The organism is Ancylobacter terrae (assembly GCF_045108345.1).
Lineage (GTDB): Bacteria > Pseudomonadota > Alphaproteobacteria > Rhizobiales > Xanthobacteraceae > Ancylobacter.
In genome coordinates this window covers 215,109-236,548 of sequence record NZ_JBJGXH010000002.1, presented here as the reverse complement: position 1 = coordinate 236,548, position 21,440 = coordinate 215,109, and the positions used below count along the sequence as shown (strand labels likewise).

The 21,440-nt window shown below is 69.4% G+C and carries 18 protein-coding genes; 6 read left to right on the top strand and 12 right to left on the bottom strand.

What is annotated here, in order from left to right; genetic code table 11:
• Positions 1-1,583 precede the first annotated feature (1,583 nt).
• Positions 1,584-2,768, top strand: a complete 1,185-nt coding sequence (locus ACEUEL_RS15370; protein WP_405707182.1) for a DUF2125 domain-containing protein — start codon at positions 1,584-1,586, stop codon at positions 2,766-2,768.
• Positions 2,769-2,780: 12 nt separating this feature from the next.
• Here ACEUEL_RS15370 and ACEUEL_RS15365 read toward each other — a convergent pair whose 3' ends face one another.
• Positions 2,781-3,716, bottom strand: coding sequence for a prephenate/arogenate dehydrogenase family protein (locus ACEUEL_RS15365; protein ID WP_405707180.1), 936 nt, complete (start codon positions 3,714-3,716; stop codon positions 2,781-2,783).
• A 14-nt stretch (positions 3,717-3,730) separates the two neighbouring features.
• A complete protein-coding gene (gene hisC, locus ACEUEL_RS15360; protein WP_405707178.1) occupies positions 3,731-4,840 on the bottom strand; it encodes a histidinol-phosphate transaminase in 1,110 nt (369 codons plus the stop codon).
• Between the two features lie 353 nt (positions 4,841-5,193).
• On the opposite strand from hisC, the gene metX reads away from it, so the two are divergent.
• Together metX and metW are read left to right on the top strand one after the other, a co-directional pair.
• The gene (gene metX / locus ACEUEL_RS15355; protein ID WP_405707589.1) at positions 5,194-6,279 is read left to right on the top strand and encodes a homoserine O-acetyltransferase MetX; all 1,086 of its coding nucleotides are present in this window, start codon (positions 5,194-5,196) and stop codon (positions 6,277-6,279) included.
• Between the two features lie 32 nt (positions 6,280-6,311).
• Positions 6,312-6,944, top strand: a complete 633-nt coding sequence (gene metW / locus ACEUEL_RS15350; protein WP_405707587.1) for a methionine biosynthesis protein MetW — start codon at positions 6,312-6,314, stop codon at positions 6,942-6,944.
• Between the two features lie 6 nt (positions 6,945-6,950).
• On the opposite strand, the gene ACEUEL_RS15345 is transcribed toward metW, so the two are convergent.
• Both ACEUEL_RS15345 and ACEUEL_RS15340 read right to left on the bottom strand, forming a co-directional pair.
• Positions 6,951-7,799 (bottom strand): DUF6236 family protein, encoded by an 849-nt coding sequence (locus tag ACEUEL_RS15345; protein ID WP_405707176.1) that lies wholly within the window; start codon positions 7,797-7,799, stop codon positions 6,951-6,953.
• Positions 7,800-7,881: 82 nt separating this feature from the next.
• Complete coding sequence (locus ACEUEL_RS15340) at positions 7,882-8,610, bottom strand: class I SAM-dependent methyltransferase (protein WP_405707174.1); 729 nt, start codon at positions 8,608-8,610, stop codon at positions 7,882-7,884.
• A gap of 246 nt (positions 8,611-8,856) precedes the next feature.
• Here ACEUEL_RS15340 and ACEUEL_RS15335 point away from each other — a divergent pair, with 246 nt between their 5' ends.
• Both ACEUEL_RS15335 and infA read left to right on the top strand, forming a co-directional pair.
• Positions 8,857-10,305, top strand: a complete 1,449-nt coding sequence (locus tag ACEUEL_RS15335; RefSeq protein ID WP_405707172.1) for a DEAD/DEAH box helicase — start codon at positions 8,857-8,859, stop codon at positions 10,303-10,305.
• A gap of 71 nt (positions 10,306-10,376) precedes the next feature.
• On the top strand, positions 10,377-10,658 hold the full coding sequence (gene infA / locus ACEUEL_RS15330) for a translation initiation factor IF-1 (RefSeq protein WP_013168254.1): 282 nt from the start codon (positions 10,377-10,379) through the stop codon (positions 10,656-10,658).
• Between the two features lie 240 nt (positions 10,659-10,898).
• Here the strand turns inward: infA and ACEUEL_RS15325 are convergent, their stop codons facing one another.
• From ACEUEL_RS15325 to ccmA, 8 genes are all read right to left on the bottom strand, one after another.
• Positions 10,899-11,633 carry a GntR family transcriptional regulator gene (locus ACEUEL_RS15325; RefSeq protein ID WP_405707169.1) on the bottom strand — a complete coding sequence of 245 codons (735 nt, stop codon included), beginning with the start codon at positions 11,631-11,633 and terminating at the stop codon, positions 10,899-10,901.
• 156 nt (positions 11,634-11,789) lie between these two features.
• Positions 11,790-12,209, bottom strand: a complete 420-nt coding sequence (locus ACEUEL_RS15320; RefSeq protein WP_405707167.1) for a F0F1 ATP synthase subunit epsilon — start codon at positions 12,207-12,209, stop codon at positions 11,790-11,792.
• 107 nt (positions 12,210-12,316) lie between these two features.
• Complete coding sequence (gene atpD / locus ACEUEL_RS15315) at positions 12,317-13,750, bottom strand: F0F1 ATP synthase subunit beta (protein ID WP_405707165.1); 1,434 nt, start codon at positions 13,748-13,750, stop codon at positions 12,317-12,319.
• A 25-nt stretch (positions 13,751-13,775) separates the two neighbouring features.
• Positions 13,776-14,654, bottom strand: coding sequence for a F0F1 ATP synthase subunit gamma (locus ACEUEL_RS15310; protein ID WP_405707163.1), 879 nt, complete (start codon positions 14,652-14,654; stop codon positions 13,776-13,778).
• A 25-nt stretch (positions 14,655-14,679) separates the two neighbouring features.
• A complete protein-coding gene (gene atpA / locus ACEUEL_RS15305; RefSeq protein WP_405707161.1) occupies positions 14,680-16,212 on the bottom strand; it encodes a F0F1 ATP synthase subunit alpha in 1,533 nt (510 codons plus the stop codon).
• On the bottom strand, positions 16,212-16,766 hold the full coding sequence (locus tag ACEUEL_RS15300; RefSeq protein ID WP_405707159.1) for a F0F1 ATP synthase subunit delta: 555 nt from the start codon (positions 16,764-16,766) through the stop codon (positions 16,212-16,214). The genes atpA and ACEUEL_RS15300 overlap by 1 nt, the downstream gene beginning before the upstream one ends.
• A 304-nt stretch (positions 16,767-17,070) precedes the next feature.
• A complete protein-coding gene (gene ccmB, locus ACEUEL_RS15295) occupies positions 17,071-17,742 on the bottom strand; it encodes a heme exporter protein CcmB (protein WP_405707157.1) in 672 nt (223 codons plus the stop codon).
• The gene (gene ccmA, locus ACEUEL_RS15290) at positions 17,739-18,359 is read right to left on the bottom strand and encodes a heme ABC exporter ATP-binding protein CcmA (protein WP_405707156.1); all 621 of its coding nucleotides are present in this window, start codon (positions 18,357-18,359) and stop codon (positions 17,739-17,741) included. The genes ccmB and ccmA overlap by 4 nt, the downstream gene beginning before the upstream one ends.
• Before the next feature lie 279 nt (positions 18,360-18,638).
• Here ccmA and acnA point away from each other — a divergent pair, with 279 nt between their 5' ends.
• Entirely contained in the window at positions 18,639-21,323 is a 2,685-nt protein-coding gene (gene acnA / locus ACEUEL_RS15285; protein WP_405707154.1) for an aconitate hydratase AcnA, read from the top strand.
• Positions 21,324-21,440 lie beyond the last annotated feature (117 nt).

The following is a 21,440-nucleotide window of genomic DNA, read 5'->3' as shown; positions in this document are numbered from 1 at the left end:
ATGCCGGGATACGCCGGCGGAGGGGACCCGCCAGTATCCTGCCGCCACGCGCCAATGCCCCTAGAGGCGCTCCGCTCCGCGAAAGCCCCGGTTTCGCTGCCGGGGGCGGTCGGCCACGGCGGGCAATGCCTCGCGGTCCCGAGGGGGAAAGCGTGGCTGACCGGGGCAGCCTATGCGGCAGGACAGGCAACGAACGCCGATGTGGCGGCGCGACGTACTGCGATCCCGACCGGAGACAGGTTCGGGGATGGCGGCGACACCCATCTCCTCTGTCGGCTCGGCTTCGGTGTGGTCTGACCGCTTGAAGGGCTGTAGGTGACAGCAAAAGCGGTCTCCGCTGGGCAAAGTTATCGCGCGGGTCGCTTCGGGGGACGGCTGCAGGCGCCGGATTCTACGCCCTGACCGTCGTCTCGTTGTCGTCCGACAGTTTCGCCGGGAGGGCCGCAGGCGGCTCTCCGCGCGGGCACGGATCGCTCACGTTGTCGTCTGACAGCCTGGGCGGCTGTAGGTGACAGCAAAAGCGGTCTCCGCTGGGCAGAGTTATCGCGCGGGTCGCTTCGGGGGACGGCTGCAGGCGCCGGATTTTCCGCCCCGACCGTCATCTCGTTGTCGTCCGACAGCTTCGCCGGGAGGGCCGCAGGCGGCTCTCCGCGCGGGCACGGATCGCTCACGTTGTCGTCTGACCGTTTGGGGGGCTGTAGGTGACAGCGAAAGCTGTCTCCGCTGGGCAGAGTTATCGCCGGACCGCTTTGGTGGGCGGCTTCAGGACAGGACAGGATTTGGCGCGTCTGCGGTTCGTTTTTGTGCGGCTCGCTTCGCCGGGACGGCTGCAGGAGAGGGCGAGGCACCAGCTTCCGGCCGTCGTGCTGTCCCCGTCCGGCCGATGAAGGATCGGGCGGGGGACAGAGGCCGGGGCGGATGACGGCAACCATCGCGATGTCCGCCATCACCTGTGCCGGTGCGGCACCAAGGCCGCGGCACCCCTGCCGCCGTCGGGATTCCGCGGGGCGCGGGGCGTGCGGCCCTGCGCTTCGGCGGGGGACGCGAACCATGGCGATATCCATCATTCGCCGTGCCGGTGCGGGCACCAAGGCCGCGGCACCCCTGCCGCCGCCGGGATTCCGCGGGGCGCGAGGCGTGCCGTCCTGCGCTTCGGCGGGGGACGCGAACCATGGCGATATCCATCATCCGCCGTGCCGGTGCGGGCACCAAGGCCGCGGCACCCCTGCCGCCGCCGGGATCATGTGCGCCGGCCCAGGCATGGGACGACTGGGCGGCGCCCGCCGGAGACCGTGCGCTCGATGCGCGGGGCAACGTCCCCGTCCGAGCCGGCTGCGGCCATCTGCCGGCATGGCGTCTTTCCATGCCGGTGGGCCGCGACTGCCAGGGTCGCTCAAGGGTCCGCGGGGCGACGTCATGGCGATGTCCGGCCCGTTCGAGGGCTGCGTCGTGCCCTGCGCAACCCCGTATTCGGCTGACGCGCGGGCGGGTGGCGGAGGGCAGGCTCCGACGATCACGGCATATAATCGTCGCAAAGCGCGGTCATCCGGGCTAACTCGCCCTGCCGAAACCCGGGGAGCACGATGAACGATCCTGATCGCGATGAGTCCCGGCGCCCCGCGCCGGCCGCCACCGCCGACGCACGCGCGACCCATCCCCCGGTGTCCGGCACGCGGCGCGCGCTCATCGTGCTGCCGGTGCTGCTCGTGCTCGCCGCCGGCGCGGCGTGGAGCGGGGCGTGGTTCTGGGCGGCGGGGCGCGCCTCCGCCGAGATCGACGGCTGGATCGCGCGCGAGGCCGGACAGGGCCGCAACTGGAGCTGCGGCGAGCGCACGATCGGCGGTTTTCCCTTTCGGTTCGAGCTGATCTGCGCGCAGCCGCGTCTGGTCTTTGCGGGCGCCGATGGCTGGGAGGTCGGGGCAGAACGCGCCCATGCCGTGGCGCAGGTCTGGGCGCCCAACCACATCATCGCGGAGTTCGCGAGCCCGGCCGCCGTCACCGAGGTGGCGAGCGGGCGGCGGTTCGAGGCGCGCTGGAGCCTGCTGCAGACCAGCGCGATCGGCAGCGGCGGGCGCCCCGATCGCGTCTCCGTCGCGGCCGACGGGCTGGAGATCGTCGAGGCCGGCGCCGCTGCCGCGCCGCCTGCGCCGCCGCTGCTGGTGGCGCGGCATGCCGAGATGCATGTGCGCCGGGTGGTTGCCGAGACGCGCGAGGCGTTCGACTTCGCTGCCGGCGTCCATGGCGCCCGCTCCGGGAGCGTGGCGCTGCCCGCCGTCGGCCGGCCGGCACCGATCCGCGCCGGCAGCACGGCGGCGAAGGCCGGCGGCGATGCCGGATTGCCGCCGCCGCCGCTGGCGGACCTCGAAATCCAGGCGCGGGTCACCGGCGTCGCGGATCTGCACTCGATGCCCGTCGAGGAGCGGCTGCGGGCCTGGCAGGCGGCGGATGGGCGGCTCGACCTCATCCTCGCCAAGATCACCTCCGGCGATGCCGCGCTGACGGCGAGCGGCGCGCTCGGCCTCGATCCGCGCGGGCGGCTCGACGGGTCCGTGCGGTTGGCGCTGGCCGGCGGCGACCGGCTGCTGACGCAACTCGCCGAGCAGGGCGTGCTGCCGCCGGCGGTGGCCGCGCTCGGGCCCACCCTGCTCGCCGCCGGCACGCCGACCGAGATCGACGGGCGCAAGGCGGTGCAGTTCCCCTTCGCCTTCCGCGGCGGGAAGATCTCGCTCGGCTTCATCCCGCTCGGATCGATCGGCCCGCTCTACTGAAGGGCGGCCGGCTCACTCGTGCGCGCGGCCGAAGTCGGGCGCCGCCGTCTCCTGGCCCATCTCGATGATCGAGCGGCGGATGGCGCGGGTGCGGGTGAACAGGTCGAACAGCTTGTCGCCCTCGCTCCAGCGTATGGCGCGCTGAAGGGCGATGAGATCCTCGGTGAAGCGGCCGAGCACCTCGATCACCGCCTCGCGGTTGTTGAGGAACACGTCGCGCCACATGGTCGGGTCGGAGGCGGCGATGCGGGTGAAGTCGCGGAAGCCGCCGGCGGAGAACTTGATCACCTCGGACTGGGTGACCTGCTCGAGATCGGCGGCGGTGCCGACGATGTTGTAGGCGATGAGGTGCGGCACGTGGCTGGTGATCGCCAGCACGAGGTCGTGGTGATCGGCGGCCATGGTCTCGACATTGGCGCCCATCGCGGTCCACACCTGCGACAGCGTCGCCACGGCCGCCGGATCGGCGTCCGCCGGCGGGGTGAGGATGCACCAGCGGTTCTTGAACAGCGTCGCGAAGCCGGCGTCGGGGCCGGAATATTCGGTACCCGCGACCGGATGGGCGGGGACGATGGCGCGGTGGCCGGGCAGTGCCGCCTGAAGGGCGGCGAGCACCGCGCCCTTCACCGAGCCGACATCCGAGACGATGGCGTCCGGGTCGAGATGCGGCGCGATGTCGGCCGCGACGGCCGCCACGGCGCCGACCGGCACGCAGATGATGACGAGGTCGGCCTCGGCGGCGGCCGCGGCGTTGTCGGGCGCCACCTCGTCGGCGATGCCGAGCTCGGCGAGGCGCGCACGCACGGCGGGCGAGCGGTCGGTGGCGACGAGGCGGCCGGCAATGGCGCGGGCGCGGGCGGCGCGCAGGATCGACGAGCCGATCAGGCCGACGCCGATGACCGCGAGCGTGCCGACCAGCGGGCGCGGCAGCGGGGGATCGAGCACCATGGCGGGGTGTCCTGCTATGCGCCGGCCGTGCCGAGGAAATCGGTCAGCGCGGCGACCAGGGCGCGGTTCGCCTCCTCGGTGCCGATGGTCAGGCGCAGCGCGCCCGGCAGGCCGTAGGCGTCCATGCGGCGCAGCACGAGGCCGCGCTCGCCGAGAAAGGCGTCTGCCGCCGCCGCGGTGCGCCCCGCCGTGCCGGGGAAGTGCACCAGCACGAAATTGGCGACGCTCGGCGTGACGGTAAGGCCGAGCGCGGTGAGCTGCTCGGTCACCCAGGGCAGCCAGCGCTCATTATGGGTGACGGCGGCCTCGACATGGGCCGTGTCCTCGATGGCGGCGGTGGCGGCGGCGATGGCGGGGGCGTTGACGTTGAACGCGCCGCGCACCCGGTTCACCGCGTCCGTGACGGCGGCGGGCGCGTACATCCAGCCCACCCGCAGGGCGGCGAGGCCGTGGATCTTCGAGAAGGTGCGCAGCATGGCGACGTTCTCGCTGGTCGCCACGAGTTCGATGCCGGACTCATAGTCGTTGCGCCGGACATATTCGGCATAGGCCGCGTCGAGCACCAGCAGCACGTGCGGCGGCAGCCCCTTCTGCAGGCGCTTCACCTCGTCGAAGGGCAGGTAGGTGCCGGTCGGGTTGTTGGGGTTGGCGAGGAAGACCATGCGGGTGCGCGGCGTCACCGCCGCCAGCAGCGCGTCGACATCGGTGCGGTAGCCGGTCTCGGGGGCGACCACCGGGGTGGCGCCGGCGGCCAGCGTGGCGATGCGGTAGACCAGGAAGCCGTACTGCGAATAGAGCACCTCGTCGCCCGGGCCGGCGAAGGCGAGCGCCAGCAGGGTGATCAGCTCGTCCGAGCCGGTGCCGCAGACGAGGCGCGCGGCATCGAGGCCGTAGCTGCGGGCGATCGCCTCGCGCAGCTTCGACGCGGCGCCGTCGGGATAGAACTCCAGCGTGTCGGCGCTGGCGCGGAAGGCTTCGATCGCCTTCGGGCTGGCGCCGAGCGGGTTCTCGTTGGCCGAGAGCTTGTGGACCTTGCCGGTGCCGCCGGCCTTGGCGCGGCCGGGGACATAGGCTTCGATCTCCATGACGCCGGGACGCGGGACGGGGCGGGTGGCGGTCGACATGGGCGGCTCCGGAGGATCGGCGAGGGACGGCGCAGTTCGGATGCGGGCCGGGGTGGCCGTTGCGGCGGGGTGCGAGGCGACGCCGTTGCCGTTTGCCGGCGCCGACCCCATCTTCGCGGCCCATGCTCTAGACCCGCGCGCGCCCGAGATCAAAACGAATATTGACAAGCGGGCGCCGCGGGCTCATCGGAGCGTCCGTTATAACGAACTCTTCGTCCGTCAGGACGGTTGCCATGGCCATCAGCACCGCTGCCTCATCCTCCGGCTCTCCCGACGCCAGCCTCACCGAAGCCATTGCGCGCGGCGAGGCGGACCATCCGCATTCCGCGGTGGTGCGGTTCGGGCGCGGGGCGATGGCGCTCGATGCCGGCGGCCATCTCGGCCCGTTCCAGATCGCCTACCAGACCTATGGCGAGCTGAACGCGGCGCGTTCCAACGCCATCCTGCTGTGCCACGCGCTGTCGGGCGACCAGCACGCGGCGAACGTCCACCCCGTCACCGGCAAGCCGGGCTGGTGGGAGACGCTGGTCGGGCCGGGCAAGCCGATCGACACGACGCGCTTCTTCGTGATCTCGTCCAACGTGCTGGGCGGCTGCATGGGCTCGACCGGGCCGTCGTCGATCAACCCGGATACCGGCGTGCCCTACGGGCTCGACCTGCCGCTGGTGACCATCCGCGACATGGTGCGGGCGCAGGCGCTGCTGATCGACCATCTCGGCATCGACCAGCTGCTGGCGGTGGTCGGCGGCTCGATGGGCGGCATGCAGGTGCTGCAATGGGCGGCGAGCTATCCCGAGCGCGTCTTCGCGGCGCTGCCGATGGCGACCGCCGCGCGCCATTCCGCGCAGAACATCGGCCTGCACGAGGTGGGACGGCAGGCGATCATGGCCGATCCGGAATGGCGCGGCGGGCGCTACCTGGTCGAGGGCGGCAATCCGCGCCGCGGCCTCGCGGTGGCGCGCATGGCGGCGCATATCAGCTACATGTCCGAGGTGTCGCTGCAGCGGAAATTCGACCGCGGCCTGCAGGACCGCACCGGCCAGAGCTTCAGCTTCGACGCGGATTTCCAGGTGGAGAGCTATCTGCGCCACCAGGGCGAATCCTTCGTCGACCGCTTCGACGCCAATTCCTATCTCTACGTGACCCGGGCGATGGATTATTTCGACCTCGCCGCCGACTATGACGGCGTGCTGGCCAACGCCTTCCGGGGCACGAAGACCCGTTTCTGCCTCGCCTCCTTCACCTCCGACTGGCTGTTCCCGACCAGCGCCTCGCGCGCCATCGTGCACGCGCTGAACGCGGCCGGTGCGCCGGTCTCCTTCGCCGAGATCGAGAGCGACCGCGGCCACGACGCCTTCCTGCTCGACGAGCCCGAGCTCTTCGCCATCACCCGCGGCTTCCTCGATTCGGCCGCGCGCACGCTCGGGGTCGCCGGATGACGCCGCGCGAGCAGACGGTTCAGGACCTCACCATGCAGGAGGCGGCGCGGGCCGCCTCGGGCGCGCGCGTCGACTTCCTGCTGGTCTCGGAGATGGTGGCGCCCGGCTCGCGCGTGCTCGATGTCGGCTGCGGCGACGGCGAACTGCTCCAGCTCCTGACCACCACGCGCGGCTGCGACGGGCGCGGCATCGAGCTCTCCCGCGAGGGCGTGAACGCCAGCGTCGGGCGCGGCCTCGCGGTGATCCAGGGCGATGCCGACATCGACCTCGCCGACTACCCGGACGATTCCTTCGACTATGTGATCCTGTCGCAGACCATCCAGGCGACGCGCCGGCCGAAATGGGTGCTGGAGCAGATGCTGCGGGTGGGGCGGCGCGCGATCGTCTCGTTCCCGAATTTCGGCTTCTGGCGGATGCGGCTCGATTTCGTCAGCAAGGGCCGCATGCCGCGCACGGATAACCTGCCCTATAGCTGGCACGACACGCCGAACATCCACTTCTGCACCATCCGCGACTTCGTGGAACTGTCCGGCGAGATCGGCGCGCGCATCGAGAAGGCCGCCGCGCTCGACGGCTCCGGCCACCGCGTGCGCTTCACCCTGCCGTGGTGGGTGTGGAACCTGCTCGGCGAGCAGGCGGTGTTCCTGCTGACGCGGAAGGAGTAGGGCGGGTCAGAAAACCTCGTCATGATATGAGGTGATGTACTGGAATGGTGTTGGGGATGGTTTGTGATGCTTCAGGGCGGCCCCTACCTCGACGCTGAGGCCGGCCACAGCGCCGTTTATCAACGAACGAACCATCGGAAGTCCCGCAGTATACGCTGCAATTGCACTGCTTCCGATGGTATACAAATTCAAGCTAGCACTTAAATCCGCTAGGCGGAGACGAAAGCCGGATTCCCTGGACGTTTTGATGTGATCCTGAATCGCACGCTGCAGGGCCTCGATCTCTGTGTTCCAAGCGAGTTCACCATCGCCTGCGCTGATCACGCGCTGATAAACCGTCTCCAAATGAGTTCGGAGCGCGAGAAGTTCGTCGCTTCGCCGTACCCGGAATTCCAGAATGTCTTGAAGCGGAACGTCTTTATCTGGCACCGGGACTGCTCCGTATAACCGGACGAGCGCGCCACGACCTGGCTCCAGCGATTCGTCGCCGAAGGAAAAGAACGGTTCGCCGGTTGCCAGGCTCCATCGACCCGGGTTCTCTTTGTCAAGATAACGGAAGGCGGCGACCTGAGCGTCCCGAACCGCAGCGGCGAAATCCCCCGAGCCTGAAATTTTAACCTCTGTTCTTTTGAGAACCCCTGCACTCGCAAGAAATTCTGCATCGGAGTTCAACCCGAACTTGATGAGGCGCTGATCTGGAAAATCCAGCCGATCCCAGAAAAGCAGGCTGGATCGCAATGCCTGCGGATCCAGAACACCGGACTTAAGTTTCAGTATCGTACCCGTCGATTCGATCGGAGGAGACACAACCAAGCCGCGCCAAGGCTTTACGTCTTCACGATCTGCCGCTTGCATCGCTTCGCCTCCTCATAGCGTCCTCCCCGGTGAGAGGGCGTATGTTCGCACGAAGTCGACCGCAACCCAAGGTAGTTCTTCCTCACCCCCCCACCGCCTGCGGCACCAGGGCGGGTTCCAGCACCCGCAGCCGGGCGCGCTTGCGCACGGGTATCGGGCGATAGACCTGCTTGGTCGCCTCGACGATGTGGACGCCGGCGAAGGGGAGCGACAGCCCCGCCCCGAGCCGTTCCCAGGCGATGGCGCTGCGCAGGAACCAGGGGCGCGGAACGGGGGGGATGTAGAGCGCCTCGCCCCAGCCGACCGGCGTGAACAGCGTCTCGCGCAGCAGGGCGGTGATCTGGCCGCGCGAGAAGGGCCGGCCATGGCCGAACGGCGTGGTATCGGCGCGGGCCCAGACGCTGCGGCGGTTCGGCACCACGCAGAGCAGCCGTCCGCCCGGTGCCAGCACGCGCCAGACCTCGCGCAGCACCTCGTCGGCGTTGGGCGTCATCTCCAGCAGATGCACGGCGATCACCCGGTCGACCGTCGCGTTGGGCAGCGGCAATTCCGTCTCGTCGACCAGGGCGGCGAGCGTGGGCGCGGCGGAGGGCCAGCGGGTGACGCCCTGCGCCGCGGGCATGAAGGCGAGCGCCCGCTCGCACTCCTCCCGGAACACGCCGAGATAGGGGGTGGCATAGCCGATGCCCAGCAGGGAGAGGCCGCGCACGTCGTTGAAGCGCGCCCGCACGGCGCGGCTGACCAGCCGGCGGGTGACGATGCCGAGCGGCTGGGCATAGAAGGAGCGGAGATCGACGACGTCGGGGAACATGGTGCGAGCTTAACCCGCATGGCGCCTTGAAATCACCACGCATTTGCGCCACATAGTGCGCGAGTACGGATGGAACCGTCCGTATCGGGGGCCGCGTCGCTCGATTTCCGCTTCGGCACATGCCGTCTCAGGTCTTCGGCCCCTCCCAATCGCTGAATGCTCGACGTCCCAGGCTGCGCGGGGTGTCTTCAAACCCCCCGCGATGGCGTGGGCCGGCGCATTTCCGCGCGCGGTCCTGCCGCGCCGATGAAAGAACTCTACTTGACCACTTTCGCCGAACTCGGCCTTGCCGAGCCTATTCTGAAAGCCCTCGCGGAAGCGAACCACACCACTCCCACTCCGATCCAGGCCGAAGCCGTGCCGCAGGTGCTCGCCGGCCGCGATCTCGTCGGAATCGCCCAGACCGGCACCGGCAAGACGGCCGCCTTCGCGCTGCCGATCCTCAACCACCTCGTCACCAACCGCCGCCGTCCCGAGCGCCGCACCGCCCGCGTGCTGGTGCTGAGCCCGACCCGCGAGCTCTCCGGCCAGATCCTCGAGAGCTTCCGGCTCTACGGCAAGCATGTGCGCCCCTCCACCGCGCTCGCCATCGGCGGCGTGCCGCTCGGCCGTCAGGCCCGCGCGCTCGCCGGCGGCATCGACGTGCTGGTCGCGACCCCGGGTCGCCTGGTCGACCTGATGGAGAACGACGCGGTGCGGCTGAACGAGGTCGAGGTCTTCGTCCTCGACGAAGCCGACCAGATGCTGGACATGGGCTTCATCCATGCCATCCGCTCCATCGTCGCCAAGCTGCCGGCCGAGCGCCGCAACCTGTTCTTCTCGGCCACCATGCCGAAGGAGATCGAGAAGCTGGCCGGCCAGCTGCTCACCAACCCGGTGCGCGTGGCGGTGACCCCGGTCGCCAAGACCGCCGACAAGATCGAGCAGAAGGTGATCTTCACCGATCGCGCCGGCAAGCCCGGCCTGCTCAACGAAGTGCTGGCCGATGCCAGCGTCGACCGGGCGCTGGTGTTCTCGCGCACCAAGCACGGTGCCGACCGCGTGGTGAAGGGCCTCGTCGCCGCCGGCGTCAATGCCGAGGCGATCCATGGCAACAAGTCGCAGCCCCAGCGCGAGCGGGCGCTCGCCGCGTTCCGCGACGGCAAGGTGCGGGTGCTGGTGGCGACCGATATCGCCGCGCGCGGCATCGACGTGCCGGGGGTCAGCCATGTCATCAATTACGACCTGCCGAACATTCCCGAGAGCTATGTCCACCGCATCGGCCGCACCGCGCGCGCCGGCGCCGACGGCATCGCCATCTCGTTCTGCGACGGCGAGGAGCGGGCGTTCCTGCGCGACATCGAGCGCCTCATCAAGATCTCCATCCCCTCCACCGACCGGCGCGGCGAATCGCGCGGGCGCGGGCATGAGGCGCGCCAGGGCGAGGGCCGCGAGGCGCGCGGCGGCGAATCGCGCCATCATGAGGGCGAGCGTCACGGGCGCCCCGGCCCGCGTGCCGGCCGCCCCCATGGCGAGCGCGCCGACCACCGCGGGCCGCGTTCCGAGCGTCCCGCCCATGAGCGCGGCGAGGGCCGCAGCTCCGGTGACATGCAGGGCGTGCGCTTCATGCAGTCGCCGGCGCGCGGCGCGGGCGAGCCGGGCCGCGAGGGCCGGCGCGAAGGTTTCCGCGGGGCGGGCCGGCGGCCGGCACGCTGAACGACACAGCGTCCCGCCGCGGCTCGGCCGGCGGCGGGACGGACAGGAACGGCGTACGAGGAGAGCCAGGGATGGCGAAAGAGGAACTGCTCGAATTCGACGGCACGGTGACGGAAGTTCTGCCGGACGGCAATTTCCGCGTGGTGCTGGATAATGAGCACGAGATACTCGCCTACGCGGCGGGCAAGATGAAGAAGAACCGCATCCGCACCATCGTCGGCGATCGTGTGGTGGTGGAGATGTCGCCTTACGATCTCGAGCGCGGGCGCATCAATTTCCGCCACAAGACCGGTGGGCCGACCCCGCCGATCGGCAGTGGCCAGCGCCGCCCGCCACCGGGCCGCCGCCGCTGAGGCCTTTGACCCGGCGCCCGAGGAGGGGCCGGGGATCCGTGCGACGCTGTGATTTCCGGGCTGGTGCCGCGGCTGATGGCCGGCGGGCCGGCCTTTTCCGCGTCGCGAATGCGGTTGGGAGAGGATGGCGCGCCATCGACCCGGTCGCTCCCGACGCGGCACCGCCTCGACACCGGTTCGGTGGCAGGCCGGCGGCTCGATCGCTTCCGTCGGCTCGCGGCTCCGGTCGTACCCGGCTGGCTACGGCTTGGGGGCCCGCACGGGCGGGGCGGGGGATGCGGCGGGAGTCGTCGGGGTCCGCGCGGGCCGCGCCGGCTCGGCAAGGTCCATTTCCGCACCGACATGGCGCAGATGCGTGCGCATCAGCTCCGCCGCGCGCGAGGCCTCGCCCCGTCCGATCGCCGCGACGATGGACCGGTGCTCGTTCTCGGGACAGCAATCGTGCTCGCCCCGGGCATAGAGCAGGATGGCGAGCGAACTCAGCGCGTGCAGCTCGGTGAGCAGGCGCGCGAACACCGGATTGCCGCTCAGTTCGGCGAGCGTCACATGGAACTCGCCGGTCAGCCGGATCAGCGCGGCACGATCGCCGTCGGTGCGGGCGGCATCCTCGTCCGCGACGTGCCTTTCGAGGCGCGCCAGCACGGCCGAATCGCAGGCGCGGGCGACCATGGCGGCGATCTCGGGCTCGACGACGGTGCGCGCCGCCAGCACATGGGCGGCATCGGCCCGGCTGGGGGCCGCGACGAAGGCGCCGCGATTGGGGTGCTGCACGACGATGGAATCCTGCGCCAGCCGGGCCAGCGCCTGACGCACCACGGTGCGGCTCACGCCGAACAGCCCGGCGAGGCGCTCCTCGGTGAGCTTCTCTCCCGGCATGAGCCGGCGCTCGAAGATGGCCTGGAGGATGCGCGCGCGGATCGGTGCCTCGGAGCGCCCGCGCTCCGCCTCGACCGTTGCATCCGCTGAAGGCAGCATCGTCCTCACCGCATCGCGAAAATGCCGGACGCCGTCGCGCGGGTGCCGGCCGGAAACCGGTCTCTCGGACGAGCGGCCGGTGCAATGCCGGGAACTAGATCATCTTCCGCCCGGCGATGCCACCGGCGCGGCGGGTCGGGCCGCGGAAGAGCGCGCTCAGTGCGGCGAACGCCCTTCGGTCTCCAGCGCCAGGGCGGCGGCGCGGAGCTGGTCGAGGTCGGACTGGCGGCGCAGGCGGGTCGCCTCGTCGCGGGCGTCCTCGACATCCTCGGCCGCATCCTTGATCAGCTTGGCGAGGTGGTCGGCGTGCAGTTCCTCGAGCGGCGTCGCGGCTTCGGCGAGGACCGTGAGGCCCTTCGGATTGGCCTCGGCGAAACCGGAGCGGACGAACAGCTTGCGCGGCGCGCCATCGCCCTTGATGACGAGGATGCCGGGCTTCAGCGTCGACACGAACGGGGCATGGCCGGCCATGATGCCGAACTCGCCTTCCGTGCCCGGCACGATGACCTCGGTCACCTGGCCCGAATAGAGCAGGCGCTCGGGCGAGACGAGTTCGAACGGGAAGGTTGCGGCCATCTCAACTCTCCTTGCGGGGCAGTGCCCTGCAGAAAGGGCGCCCCTCGGGCGGCATCGGTATGTCGGGCGGAGCGCGACCTGCGTTCCGCCCGCGGGTCAGGCCGCGATCACGCCGCCTCGGCGGCGAGCTTCTTGCCCTTCTCGATCGCCTCTTCGATGGTGCCGACCATGTAGAAGGCCTGCTCCGGCAGGTGGTCGTACTTGCCCTCGACGAGGCCCTTGAAGCCCTTGATGGTGTCCTTGATGTCGACGAGCTTGCCGGGCGAGCCGGTGAAGACTTCGGCGACGTGGAAGGGCTGCGAGAGGAAGCGCTCGATCTTGCGGGCGCGGGCCACGGTGATCTTGTCCTCTTCCGAGAGCTCGTCCATGCCCAGGATCGCGATGATGTCCTGCAGCGCCTTGTAGCGCTGGAGGGTCTGCTGGACCTGGCGCGCGACCTGATAGTGCTCCTCGCCGAGAATGGCGGGGGAGAGAATGCGCGAGGTCGAATCGAGCGGATCCACCGCCGGGTAGATGCCCTTCTCGGCGATCGAGCGCGACAGCACGGTGGTCGCGTCGAGATGGGCGAAGGAGGCGGCCGGCGCCGGGTCGGTCAGGTCGTCGGCCGGCACGTAGATGGCCTGCACCGAGGTGATCGAGCCCTTGTTGGTCGTGGTGATGCGCTCCTGCAGCTGGCCCATGTCGGTGGCCAGCGTCGGCTGGTAGCCCACCGCCGAGGGGATGCGGCCGAGCAGCGCCGACACTTCCGAACCCGCCTGGGTGAAGCGGAAGATGTTGTCGACGAAGAACAGCACGTCCTGGCCCTGGTCGCGGAAGTGCTCGGCGACGGTGAGGCCGGTCAGCGCGACGCGGGCGCGGGCGCCGGGCGGCTCGTTCATCTGGCCGTAGACGAGGGCGCACTTGGAGCCGGCCGAGGAGCCGCCATTCTCGTGCGGGTCGACGTTCACCTTGGACTCGATCATCTCGTGGTAGAGATCGTTGCCCTCGCGAGTGCGCTCGCCGACGCCGGCGAACACGGAGTAGCCGCCGTGCGCCTTCGCGATGTTGTTGATGAGCTCCATGATCAGCACGGTCTTGCCGACGCCGGCGCCGCCGAACAGGCCGACCTTGCCGCCCTTGGAATAGGGCGCCAGCAGGTCCACCACCTTGATGCCGGTGACGAGGATCTCGGCCTCGGTCGACTGGTCGGCATAGGAGGGGGCCGGCTGGTGGATGCCGCGGCGGCTCTCGCCGACCAGCGGGCCGGCTTCGTCCACCGGCTCGCCGATGACGTTCATGATGCGGCCGAGGGTGGCATCGCCCACCGGCACGGAGATCGCCCCGCCGGTGTCGGTCACCTCGGTGCCGCGCACGAGACCCTCGGTGGAGTCCATGGCAATGGTGCGCACGGTGTTCTCGCCGAGATGCTGGGCGACCTCGAGCACGAGGCGCGCGCCGTTGTTGCTGGTCTCGAGCGCGTTCAGGATCTCGGGCAGGTGATCCTCGAACTGCACGTCGACGACGGCGCCGATGACCTGCGTGATGCGTCCGACCTTAGCCATGTTCGTCGTCCTTTCCCGTCCTGCCTCACAGCGCCTCGGCGCCGGAGATGATCTCGATCAGTTCCTTCGTGATCATCGCCTGGCGGGTGCGGTTGTAGGTCAAAGTCTGCTTCTTGATCATGTCGCCCGCGTTGCGGGTGGCGTTGTCCATCGCGCTCATGCGGGCGCCCTGCTCGGACGCGCCGTTCTCGAGCAGCGCCTTGAAGATCTGCACCGCGAGATTGCGCGGCAGCAGGTCGGCGAGGATCTCGGTCTCGCCCGGCTCATACTCGTAATCCGCCGCGGGGGCGCCGGCGGTGCCGGCATCGGGGAAGGTCGCGGGGATGATCTGCTGCGCGGTCGGCACCTGCGAGATGACCGACTGGAAGCGCGAATAGAACTGCGTGGCGATGTCGAACTCGCCCGCCGCATAGAGATCGGCGATCTTGCCGGCGATGGCCTGGGCGTCGGCGAAGGTGACGCCCTTGTTCGAGCGCAGCTCCACCACCTCGATGATATTCTTCTCGAACTGGCGCTTCAGCGGCTCGTAGCCCTTGCGTCCCACGCAGAATATCTTGACCGTCTTGCCCTGGTTGAGCAGCGACTGGGCGCGCTCGCGGGCAAGGCGGACGATCGAGGAATTGAAGGCGCCGCACAGGCCGCGCTCGGCGGTGAGCACCAGAAGAAGGTGCACCTGATCCTTGCCGGTGCCGGTCAGCAGCAGCGGCGCGTCGGGGCCGCCGGCCACGGCGCTGGCGATGTTGCCGAGCACCGTCTCCATGCGCGTGGCATAGGGACGGGCGGCCTCGGCGGCCGACTGGGCGCGCCGCAGCTTGGCGGCGGCGACCATCTGCATCGCCTTGGTAATCTTCTGCGTCGCCTTCACCGAAGCGATGCGGTTTCGCAGATCCTTGAGGCTGGCCATGGGCTTCCCGGCGTTCCGCTGCGGCTCAGGCGAAGGTCTTCGCGAAGGCGTTGAGCGCCTTGACGAGCTTCTCGGTGGTCTCCTTGGAGAGTTCCTTGGAGGTGCGGATGGCGTCCAGAATGTCCTGGTGGTTGGTGCGCAGGAACAGCAGCAGGCCCTGCTCGAAGGCACCGACCTTGGACACCGGCAGGCTGTCGAGATAGCCGTTGGTGCCGGCATAGATCACCGCCACCTGCTCCTCGACCTTCAGCGGCGCGAACTGCGACTGCTTCAGCAGCTCGGTGAGCCGGGCGCCGCGGTTCAGCAGCTTCTGGGTCGAGGCATCGAGGTCCGAGCCGAACTGGGCGAAGGCCGCCAGCTCGCGGTACTGGGCGAGCTCGCCCTTGATCTTGCCGGCGACCTGCTTCATCGCCTTGATCTGCGCCGAGGAGCCCACGCGCGAGACCGAGAGGCCGACGTTCACCGCCGGGCGGATGCCCTGGTAGAACAGGTCGGACTCGAGGAAGATCTGGCCGTCGGTGATCGAGATCACGTTGGTCGGGATGTAGGCGGAGACGTCGTTCGCCTGCGTCTCGATGACGGGGAGGGCGGTCAGCGAGCCGGCGCCGTTCTCGTCGTTGAGCTTGGCGGCGCGCTCGAGCAGGCGCGAGTGGAGATAGAACACGTCGCCCGGATAGGCTTCGCGGCCCGGCGGGCGGCGCAGCAGCAGCGACATCTGGCGATACGCCACGGCCTGCTTGGACAGGTCGTCGTGGATGATGAGCGCGTGCATGCCGTTGTCGCGGAAGAACTCGCCCATGGCGGTGCCGGCGAACGGCGCGAGGAACTGCATCGGCGCGGCGTCGGACGCGGTGGCGGCGACGACGATGGAATAGTCCATCGCGCCCTGCTCCTCGAGCACCTTCACGAACTGCGCGACGGTGGAGCGCTTCTGGCCGACCGCGACATACACGCAATAGAGCTTCTGGCTCTCGGGCGCGTCGCCGGCGTTCAGGGGCTTCTGGTTGAGGATCGAGTCGAGCGCCACGGCGGTCTTGCCGGTCTGGCGGTCGCCGATGATCAGCTCGCGCTGGCCGCGGCCGATCGGGATCAGCGCGTCGATCGCCTTGAGGCCGGTCTGCATCGGCTCGTGCACGGACTTGCGCGGGATGATGCCCGGCGCCTTCACGTCGACGCGGCGACGCTCGGTGGATTCGATCGGGCCCTTGCCGTCGATCGGGTTGCCCAGCGCGTCGACGACGCGGCCGAGCAGGCCCTTGCCGACCGGCACGTCGACGATGGCGCCGGTGCGCTTGACGGTCTGGCCTTCCTTGATCTCGCGGTCGGAGCCGAAGATCACGACGCCGACATTGTCGAGCTCGAGGTTCAGCGCCATGCCGCGCACGCCGCTCTCGAACTCGACCATCTCGCCCGCCTGGACGTTGTCGAGGCCGTAGACGCGCGCGATGCCGTCGCCGACGGAGAGAATCTGACCGACCTCGGAGACCTCGGCCTCCTGGCCAAAGTTCCGGATCTGCTCCTTGAGGATCGCGGAAATTTCAGCGGCGCGGATATCCATCAGCGAACCTCTTTCATCGCATGCCGGATCGAGTTGAGCTTGGTCTTGAGAGAAGCGTCGACCAGCCGGCTGCCGAGCTTGACCTTGAGACCGCCGAGGAGCGAGGGATCGACCTCGACGGCGAGTTTGACGTCCTTGCCCGTCAGGGCGTCGAGCGCTTCCTTGAGCGTCGCCGCATGGGCATCGGAAAGGGGCTGCGCGACCGTGACCTCGGCGACGACCTCACCCTTGGCCGTGGCCACCAGGGCGGCGTAGTCGCGGATCATCGCCTCGACCGCGAACAGGCGGCGATTGGCGGCGACGGTCTTGAGGAAGTTGCCGGCGATGCCCGCGATGCCCGCCCGGTCGAGAACGGCGGCGACCGCCTGTTCCTGCTCCTCGGAGGTGAAGACCGGGCTGCGCACCAGGCGCCTCAGGTCGTCGCTCTCGGCGATGAGGGCGGCGAAGCGGTCGAGATCCGCCTTCACCGCGTCGATGGCGCCGACTTCACGCGCCAGCTCGAACAGAGCCGTCGCGTAGCGTCCCGCCACACCGGATACGATCGTCTCCGCCACCGTGCCTCTCTCGGGCTCGTCCCGGGCGTGCCGCCGACCGAAATCGGGCGCGGCCGGTTCCTGGGATTGCAAGGATTTCAATGTGCCGGAGGGAGCGGGCCTGCCCCTCGGCCCCCGGACAAGTCGGCGGTTCCCTAACACGGCTTCCCCCGTGCTGCAACACGATGCGGCGCGGGATGTGTGGGTACAGATGACGCAGCGACCCCCACGCTTCGCAGGCCGCCGAAAGGGCTTGCGCGGGAAGGTTTTGCGATGCCTGCGGCGCATTGCAGCAGCAGCGCTGCCGCAGGTGCGGTTCCGGCGGCTAGCCGCGGGTCAGGCGCAGCGCGGCGGCGGCGGCGAGCGGGCCGAACACCAGCGACCCGAGCGACAGCCCGAGCAGGATGCGGAACGGCGCGCCGAAGGGCACGGGCCCGGTGACCGCCGCGGTGGTGGCGGCGACGGCGAAGATCAGCACCGGGATGGTGAGCGGCAGCACGATCACCGCCACCAGCAGACCGCCGCGGCGGAAGATGCAGGCGAAGGCGGCGCCGATCAGGCCGAGGAAGGTGACCGCTGGCGTTCCCACCAGCAGCGTCACGACCAGCGCGGCGATCGCGGTCGGCTCGAGGTTGAGCAGCAGCGACAGCACCGGTGCGGCGAGGACCAGCGGCAGGCCGGTGGCGATCCAGTGGGCGAGGCCCTTGGCGGCGGCGACCAGTTCCAGCGGCAGGTCCGCGGTGAGGAACAGGTCGAGCGAGCCGTCTTCCGCGTCGGCCGCGAACAGCCGGTCGAGGCCGATCAGCGAGGCGAGCAGCGCGCCGATCCACAGGATCGCCGGGCCGATGCGGGCGAGCAGGTTGAGATCCGGCCCGATGGCGAAGGGCGTGACCACCACCACGGCGAGGAAGAAGACGGCACCGAGGCCGGCCCCGCCGCCGGCGCGCAGGGCGAGGGCGAGGTCGCGCCGGACCAGGGCGAGGAAGGCGCCGCTCATGAGGTCACCTGCGCCGTTGCCGCGCCGAGCTGCAGCGCGTCGGCCGGCCCGAAATCGAGCGGGGCATGGGTGGCGGCGACGACGAGGCCGCCATCGGCGAGATGGGCGCGCGCCAGTGCGGCGAAACGCGCCTGTCCCTCGACGTCGAGCGCCGTGGTCGGCTCGTCCAGCAGCCAGAGCGGGCGCCGCACCACGAGAAGCCGGGCTATGGCGAGGCGGCGGCGCTGGCCGGCGGAGAGCACCCCGACCGGCAGGCGCGCCAGCGCGCCGAGGCCCACCGCCTCGAGCGCGTCGGCGATGCCGAGCGCCGGTTCGCCCAGGATGGCGCGCCAGAAGGCGAGATTCTCGGTGACGCTCAGCGCGGCCTTCAGGGCGTCGGCATGGCCGAGATGATGGGCCTGCTCGCCGGGCGCCAGATCGGGATCGCCGCCCTCGAGGCGAACGGTGCCGGCGAGCGGGCGGGAAAGGCCGGCGAGGATCTGCAGCAGGGAGGACTTGCCGGTTCCGTTGGGTCCGGTGACGACCAGCGCGCGGCCGGCCTCGACCGAAAAGTCCAGCCCCTCGAACAGGAGACGGGCGCCGCGGGCGCAGCCGAGCCCTTCAGCGACGAGGCGCATGATGCCGCGGTTCCGGGTGCTGCGACGTTCGGCTTAGGCGGTAAGCGCAATGCACAAATCGGCGATGCATTGCATCAACCCCCCTATGATCGGTGTTTGAAATGGCTCTATATAGAAATCGCAACGACGCGCCATCCCAAGGGAAGCCTCGGTGGAAAGCTTCGGCGTGCGCGAGCTATAGCTTGCCACACGGCCGACCTCCAAGGTCCCGGCTCTCCGAGTTCCGCTCATCGCGGGAGGCGCGCCAATCCCGCCACCGCAATCGGGGATGAGCCTGCCGTGACGTCGCTCGACAGCTTCAAGAGCCGCAAGACCCTTACCGTCGGTTCGAAGACCTACACCTATTACAGCCTCCCCGATGCCGAGAAGAACGGCCTCGACGGGGTCTCCGCGCTGCCCTTCTCGATGAAGGTGCTGCTCGAAAACCTGTTGCGCTTCGAGGATGGCCGCTCCGTCACGAAGAACGACATCGTCGCGATCAAGGACTGGCTGGTGAACCGCGGCAAGGATGAGCGCGAGATCGCCTACCGCCCCGCGCGCGTGCTCATGCAGGACTTCACCGGCGTGCCGGCGGTGGTCGACCTCGCCGCCATGCGCGACGCCATGGTGAACCTCGGCGGCGATCCCAAGCGCATCAACCCGCTGGTGCCGGTCGATCTCGTCATCGACCATTCGGTGATCGTGAACTTCTTCGGCGACAACGCCGCCTTCGGCAAGAATGTCGAGGAGGAGTACAAGCAGAACCAGGAGCGCTACCGCTTCCTGAAATGGGGCCAGTCGGCCTTCGACAATTTCCGCGTGGTGCCGCCCGGCACTGGCATCTGCCACCAGGTGAACCTCGAATATCTCGCCCAGACGGTGTGGACGAAGGATGAGGACGGCACCACCGTCGCCTATCCCGACACCTGCGTCGGCACCGACAGCCACACCACCATGGTGAACGGCCTCGGCGTGCTCGGCTGGGGCGTCGGCGGCATCGAGGCGGAGGCGGCCATGCTCGGCCAGCCGGTCTCCATGCTCATCCCCGAAGTGATCGGCTTCAAGCTGACCGGCCGTCTCAACGAGGGCATCACCGCCACCGACCTCGTGCTGACGGTGACGCAGATGCTGCGCAAGAAGGGCGTGGTCGGCAAGTTCGTCGAGTTCTTCGGCCCCGGCCTCGACCACCTCTCGCTCGCCGATCGCGCCACCATCGGCAACATGGCGCCGGAATACGGCGCGACCTGCGGCTTCTTCCCGGTCGACAGCGAGACCATCGCCTATCTCGACGAGACCGCCCGGAAGCCCGAGCGGATCGCGCTGGTCGAGGCCTATTCGAAGGCGCAGGGCATGTGGCGCCACGCCGGCACCGCGGACCCGGTGTTCACCGACGTGCTCGAACTCGACATCTCCTCGGTGCTGCCCTCGCTCGCCGGCCCCAAGCGCCCGCAGGACCGCGTGCTGCTCTCCGGCACCAAGGCCGGCTTCCTCGCGGCGCTGGAAGGCGAGTTCAAGAAGGCGGGCGAAGCCGCCAAGCGGGTGCCGGTGGAAGGCACCGACTACACGCTCGGCCATGGCGACGTGACCATCGCCGCCATCACCTCCTGCACAAACACCTCGAACCCCTCCGTGCTGATCGCCGCGGGCCTGCTCGCGCGCAACGCGGTGGCCAAGGGCCTGAAGTCGAAGCCCTGGGTGAAGACCTCGCTCGCGCCCGGCAGCCAGGTGGTCGAGGGCTATCTGAACGCCGCGGGCCTGCAGAAGGACCTCGACGCCGTCGGCTTCAACCTGGTCGGCTTCGGCTGCACCACCTGCATCGGCAATTCCGGGCCGCTGCCCGAGCCGATCTCGGAAGCCATCAACAAGAACGACCTCGTCGCGGGCGCCGTGATCTCCGGCAACCGCAATTTCGAGGGCCGCGTGAACCCGGACGTGAAGGCGAACTACCTCGCCTCGCCGCCGCTCGTCGTCGCCTATGCGCTGGCCGGCTCGCTGCAGATCGACCTCACCACCGAGCCGCTCGGCACGGGTTCGGACGGCAAGCCGGTCTATCTCCGGGACATCTGGCCGTCGAACCAGGAGATCGCGACCTTCATCCGTGAGAACGTCACCAAGAAGATGTTCCAGGAGAAGTACGCCGACGTCTTCAAGGGCGACGAGAACTGGCAGAAGATCGCCGTGCCGAAGGGCGAGACCTACGCCTGGGACGACCGCTCCACCTATGTTCAGAACCCGCCCTATTTCGAGGGCATGGAGATGAAGCCGGAGCCGGTGACGGACATCATCAGTGCCCGGGTGATGGGCCTGTTCCTGGATTCCATCACCACCGACCACATCTCGCCCGCCGGCTCGATCAAGGAAGCGAGCCCGGCCGGCCACTATCTGCGCGACCATCAGGTGCGGCCCGCCGACTTCAACCAGTACGGCACGCGGCGCGGCAACCACCAGGTGATGATGCGCGGCACCTTCGCCAACATCCGCATAAAGAACCAGATGCTGGGCGGCAAGGAAGGCGGCTTCACCAAGCATTGGCCGGACGGCACGGAGATGCCGATCTACGACGCCGCCATGCTCTACAAGAGCGAGGGCGTGCCGACAGTCGTCTTCGCCGGCAAGGAATACGGCACCGGCTCCTCGCGCGACTGGGCGGCCAAGGGCACCAAGCTGCTCGGCATCCGCGCCGTCATCGCCCAGAGCTTCGAGCGCATCCACCGCTCGAACCTCGTCGGCATGGGCATCGTGCCGCTGGTGTTCCAGAACGACGACAGCTGGCAGTCGCTCGGCATCAAGGGCGACGAGGTGGTGACCATCAAGGGCATCGAGGGCGACCTCAAGCCGCGCCAGACGCTGGTCGCCGAGATCGCCTTCGCCGACGGCACGGTGAAGAACGTGCCGCTGACCTGCCGCATCGATACGCTGGACGAGCTGGATTACTTCCGCAATGGCGGCATTCTCCAGTATGTGCTGCGCAATCTCGCGGCCTGATCGCTCAGTGCCCGGCGGCCATGCCGCCGGGCCCGCTCACGCCGGCGTGCGACACCCGAATGTGACTGGTGCCGCGGCCGGCGCCGCCCTATTGCGTAGGCTGGTTTTCCCCGGTTG

Coding starts and splice junctions, on each gene's coding strand:
- ACEUEL_RS15340 (WP_405707174.1), bottom strand. CDS start 8,610: ATGTTCCCCGACGTCGTCGATCTCCGCTCCTTCTATGCCCAGCCGCTC.
- ccmA (WP_405707156.1), bottom strand. CDS start 18,359: ATGCGCCTCGTCGCTGAAGGGCTCGGCTGCGCCCGCGGCGCCCGTCTC.
- infA (WP_013168254.1), top strand. CDS start 10,377: ATGGCGAAAGAGGAACTGCTCGAATTCGACGGCACGGTGACGGAAGTT.
- ACEUEL_RS15310 (WP_405707163.1), bottom strand. CDS start 14,654: ATGGCCAGCCTCAAGGATCTGCGAAACCGCATCGCTTCGGTGAAGGCG.
- ACEUEL_RS15370 (WP_405707182.1), top strand. CDS start 1,584: ATGAACGATCCTGATCGCGATGAGTCCCGGCGCCCCGCGCCGGCCGCC.
- atpA (WP_405707161.1), bottom strand. CDS start 16,212: ATGGATATCCGCGCCGCTGAAATTTCCGCGATCCTCAAGGAGCAGATC.
- metX (WP_405707589.1), top strand. CDS start 5,194: ATGGCGCTCGATGCCGGCGGCCATCTCGGCCCGTTCCAGATCGCCTAC.
- ACEUEL_RS15335 (WP_405707172.1), top strand. CDS start 8,857: ATGAAAGAACTCTACTTGACCACTTTCGCCGAACTCGGCCTTGCCGAG.
- metW (WP_405707587.1), top strand. CDS start 6,312: ATGCAGGAGGCGGCGCGGGCCGCCTCGGGCGCGCGCGTCGACTTCCTG.
- ACEUEL_RS15320 (WP_405707167.1), bottom strand. CDS start 12,209: ATGGCCGCAACCTTCCCGTTCGAACTCGTCTCGCCCGAGCGCCTGCTC.
- hisC (WP_405707178.1), bottom strand. CDS start 4,840: ATGTCGACCGCCACCCGCCCCGTCCCGCGTCCCGGCGTCATGGAGATC.
- ACEUEL_RS15365 (WP_405707180.1), bottom strand. CDS start 3,716: ATGGTGCTCGATCCCCCGCTGCCGCGCCCGCTGGTCGGCACGCTCGCG.
- ACEUEL_RS15325 (WP_405707169.1), bottom strand. CDS start 11,633: ATGCTGCCTTCAGCGGATGCAACGGTCGAGGCGGAGCGCGGGCGCTCC.
- ccmB (WP_405707157.1), bottom strand. CDS start 17,742: ATGAGCGGCGCCTTCCTCGCCCTGGTCCGGCGCGACCTCGCCCTCGCC.
- ACEUEL_RS15345 (WP_405707176.1), bottom strand. CDS start 7,799: ATGCAAGCGGCAGATCGTGAAGACGTAAAGCCTTGGCGCGGCTTGGTT.
- atpD (WP_405707165.1), bottom strand. CDS start 13,750: ATGGCTAAGGTCGGACGCATCACGCAGGTCATCGGCGCCGTCGTCGAC.